Source organism: Phytoactinopolyspora endophytica (assembly GCF_004138495.1).
Classification (GTDB): Bacteria; Actinomycetota; Actinomycetes; order Jiangellales; family Jiangellaceae; genus Phytoactinopolyspora; species Phytoactinopolyspora endophytica.
In genome coordinates, this window is the sequence record NZ_ML142850.1 from 181,038 (window position 1) to 182,743 (window position 1,706).

2 protein-coding genes are annotated in these 1,706 nt (G+C 64.2%); both read right to left on the bottom strand.

Annotation, left to right across the window (positions count from 1 at the left end; all coding sequences use genetic code 11):
* The coding region (locus tag ELR45_RS04165) for a PDDEXK family nuclease (RefSeq protein WP_165367465.1) at nt 1–934 on the bottom strand (934 nt) is incomplete at its 3' end.
* A 183-nt stretch (nt 935–1,117) separates the two neighbouring features.
* Nucleotides 1,118–1,618 (bottom strand): Lrp/AsnC family transcriptional regulator, encoded by a 501-nt coding sequence (locus ELR45_RS04170; protein WP_205855912.1) that lies wholly within the window; start codon nt 1,616–1,618, stop codon nt 1,118–1,120.
* Nucleotides 1,619–1,706: the final 88 nt, after the last annotated feature.

Below are 1,706 nucleotides of genomic sequence, written 5' to 3' on the forward strand. Positions count from 1 at the left end.
GTCCTGACTTCCCAGACCATCCCGCGTTCCGCAACGCCTCGGTCAGGATCGCGCCGACATGTTCCTTTCGACTACGTACCGCGTATGAGGTGAACGGCAGGACCCGCTTCCCACCGGCCGCCAGGATTGCCTGCCTGTCCAGGTCGGCGTCCCAGCTGAGGATCTCCATGTGCTGCGTACCGTGAATCTCGGCGCTGACGTCGTAACGGCTCCAGTACGCGTCGAGGTAGAAACGCCCATCCGGCCCTCTGACCACTGCCTGACGCTCGGGCTCGGGCAAATGAAACCGTCGTCGAATCTGCTCGAAGTCGCGCTCCGGAACGGACGCGATGCCACCCTCGGCATCGTCGATCGACTGGGTGATCAGACGGCGATGCCGACACGGCCCTCTGCGACTCAGCGCGTCTCGCAGGTCGGCTGGCCGCGCCAGGCCCTGCTGGACACCGGCCAGCACGATGGCGCGTGAACGCGTCTGCGTGGCCTGCCACGACGCCCCATCCACCAGGCTGCGCGGGACACGGGTCCGAGGCGGCCGCCGCATCGGGTGGACGTCCGCGTCCGTGAGCAAGCTCGACCTTTTCACAATAAGGCCACTGCGCCTCGGCGCCCGCGCATGGATGGGCACGACAAGATACCGCTCCGGCACCTCGAAGCCCTGCAGGCCATCGAGCTTGGCCGCCGTCAACCCGCCGAGCGCAGCTCCGGGGGACGCGGCGAGCACGCATATCCAATGCTCCTGACTCTCCGTGAGCTCGCCGTTGTGAAGCACGTATACGCCGCGATGTGGCCTCGACCACCGTCCGCTTCGCACGGCATGATCCACTGTCGCCCACGTCACCAGCGGTGCGATCTGATCGAGGCGGAACACGCCCTCCTGCTCACGCACGATCTTCTCGAGTGTCCGTTCAAGCAGAGCATGATCGTCCGGCCTCACGCGGCCAGGATGCCCGCCTATCGGCTACATGTCAGCTGCCGCCACACACTTGTGGATAACTAGGATCGTCCGAGGCTAGCCTGTGGATATCTATGCTTACCTCTATTGAGGCTCGCCTACTGCCTTTTTCTACCGACATTATGTGGGTCATGGGTCAGACAATGTCGGTAGATCTGAGGGAACTTACTGAGCCTTCCGGACCCGAGCAACACTGTCGAGCGGAACACGGAGCCCGGCCTTGACGGTCTCGAAGGAGGGCAGCGTCTCGTACCTGGCGACGAAACTGTCGGCGCCGAACAGCCGCCTGGACAGCTCGCGATTCTCCGCGATGTCGCCAGCGACCAGGATGATCACATAATCCCACTGGCCGATGATGCCGTAGCACTGCTGCACGGCGGACTCTGACTGCATGCGTTCACGGAACGACGCGTGGTGGTCGGCATCGTCGTCGACCAAGGCGACGAGAACCACGGCGAGGAGATCTGCCCCGACGGCGCGCGGCTCCACCACGGCGACCTGCGCGCGGATCACTCCGGCGTCGTACAGTCGGCCGAGGCGCCGCTGCACTGCACTGGGCGAGAGCCCGACGTCCTCGCCGAGTTCGTGCAACGGCCGCCTGGCGTCGCGTTGCACGAGGTCAAGCAACATGTAGTCGAGCTCGTCGAGCGTGATAGGTCTCTTCACGCAAAAATCTTGCGCCGCAGCGGGAGAATTTTCAATCGGCACCCGGTCGATCCGGTCTACCGTTCACAGCATGGACACACCGGAACAG